The sequence below is a fragment of the Candidatus Symbiopectobacterium sp. NZEC135 genome, assembly GCF_025962695.1.
Map to the genome: position 1 here is coordinate 1 of NZ_JAGFPF010000218.1, position 2304 is coordinate 2304.

At 51.3% G+C, this 2304-nt stretch carries 3 protein-coding genes; all 3 read left to right on the forward strand.

What is annotated here, in order from left to right:
- On the forward strand, positions 1-561 hold a 561-nt coding region (gene napF, locus J5224_RS25105), incomplete at its 5' end, for a ferredoxin-type protein NapF (protein ID WP_264627931.1).
- Positions 562-958: 397 nt separating this feature from the next.
- Positions 959-2098 (forward strand): UDP-4-amino-4-deoxy-L-arabinose aminotransferase, encoded by a 1140-nt coding sequence (gene arnB / locus J5224_RS25110; RefSeq protein ID WP_264627932.1) that lies wholly within the window; start codon positions 959-961, stop codon positions 2096-2098.
- Between the two features lies 1 nt (position 2099).
- Positions 2100-2304: glycosyltransferase (locus tag J5224_RS25115; RefSeq protein WP_264627933.1), on the forward strand; the 205-nt coding region annotated here is incomplete at its 3' end.

A 2304-nucleotide genomic window follows, 5' to 3' on the forward strand; every position in this document is an offset into this window, starting at 1 on the left:
GCCACGGATGTTTTTCTGATGGAAAAGGATGAGCGCTACTATCGCGGGTATTTGTCTCATCGCTACGTCAGTCGGCGCGGGTTATTCCGCGCCTTTCTTAACGCTTCGCATCCGCGAGAGTCGCTACCCGATCGCGCCCAACCGCGTGCGCCACTTCCTCCCGGTGCGCTGCCTGCACCGCAGTTTTATCAACAGTGCAATCGTTGCCAGCAGTGCGTTAACGCTTGCCCGATGGGCGTGTTGATCGTCAATGACGAGGGTTATCCGCAGTTGGCTATCGAGTACGCCAGCTGCGATGGCTGTCAGACATGTATTTCGCACTGCCCGTCGGGGGCGCTATTGCCACAGGCACACTTTGATACCGGATTACGTCCGGCGATCGGTGCCACCTGCATCAGTCAGCAACGTCATTGCCGCAGTTGCATCGATACCTGCCCAAGTCAGGCGCTTTCCCTCAGTGAGCGTGGGTTGCCTGATGTGGACAGCACGCGTTGTCATGGCTGTGGAGAGTGCTTGATTCAATGTGAAATTCAGGCAATTTCGCTGACGCCTTTCGCTTAAATAACACCTCAATATCGACCCCGCCCTACAATCATTTACGCAGTGGTAATGTGATTTTTATTTTTGAACGTGATGTTATTGTGACGTCAATGGCTATTATTGTTTTTTAAATAAAACCTCAATGAATATATAAAATAAGAAGAGACGATTGAACTTTTAATTTAATCGCTTTATTAAACGTATTTTAAACACAGTTCGGATGAGACGTGTTTAGGGTGTTCATCTGAGTTATTTTAGTAATGCGTACCTGTATCATTATTTGTAATGGTTAAAAAACAGGGCTCGACTATATTTACCAGCCAACTTTTTTCTTATTTCCTTTCAGGGAGTAATAGAAATTAAGGCGGTGAAATCATGATGTTTTTTACGTTTATTATTTTATCACCAGGATATTGTCATGCTTGATTTTTTACCTTTCTCTCGCCCCTCTCTGGGAGAGGAGGAGATTGCTGCCGTGAATGCGGTCATGTTATCCGGGTGGATCACCTCAGGGCCAAAAAATCAGCAATTGGAAGCTGCTTTTTGTTCGCTAACCGGCAACAAGCACGCCATTGCTGTCAGTTCTGCGACGGGCGGGATGCATGTAACCTTGATGGCGCTGGATATCTCCCCTGGCGATGAAGTCATTACCCCCTCGCTGACCTGGGTTTCTACCCTCAACATGATTGTCTTGCCCGGCGCTGTGCCGGTGATGGTGGACGTCGATCGCGATACGCTGATGGTTACGCCGGAGGCCATTGCTGCCGCTATCACGCCGCGTACGCGTGCCATTATTCCGGTGCATTATGCTGGTGCGCCGGCCGATATGGATGGGATTCGCGCTATTGGTCATCGTCACGGCATTCCCGTTATTGAAGATGCCGCTCATGCCGTTGGGGCTGAGTATCGCGGCGCCCCCGTCGGGGCGCAAGGCACCGCGATTTTCTCCTTTCATGCCATCAAAAATATGACCAGCGCTGAGGGCGGACTGGTGGTCACGGATGATGACCAGCTTGCCGAGCGTATCCGTAGTCTTAAATTTCACGGCCTGGGCGTGAATGCTTACGACAGACTTGCACAGGCACGTGCACCCCAGGCAGAAGTAATAACACCGGGCTACAAATACAATCTCAGTGATATTCATGCTGCCATTGCGTTAGTGCAATTTGGCAAGCTGGCGCACGTTAACCAACGGCGTCAGGAGATTGCGCAGCGCTATTTATCTGAGCTTGCCGATACGCCACTGCTGCCGCTAAGTCTGCCTGAATGGCCGCATCACCACGCCTGGCATCTGTTTATCTTGCGTGTGGATGCTGAACGCTGCGGTATTTCACGCGATGCATTAATGGCCGCGCTGCAAGCACAAGGGATTGGCACCGGTCTGCATTTTCGCGCGGTCCATACCCAGAAGTATTACCGTGAGCGTTTTCCCGCACTTGAACTTCCTCATACGGAATGGAACAGCGAGCGCCTGTTATCCATTCCCCTGTTTCCGGATATGACCCATGACGACACATCACGCGTTATCGATGCGCTGCGCAAACTTGCCTGCGGTTGATATGTTCACCTTGCCACCGATAAACAAAGTCTCCGTTGTCATCCCGGTATTCAACGAGCAGGAGAGCCTGCCCACGCTGATTCAGCGCACGTTGGCTACCTGTGAGACGCTGGGTAAGGCCTATGAGATTGTGCTGGTCGACGATGGCAGCAATGACAACTCGGCGCGACTGATGACGCAATTCAGCGTAATGCCGGATAGCCACA

Bases quoted from the DNA above. Each gene is read 5' to 3' on its own strand.
- arnB (WP_264627932.1), top strand. From the start codon at position 959: ATGCTTGATTTTTTACCTTTCTCTCGCCCCTCTCTGGGAGAGGAGGAG.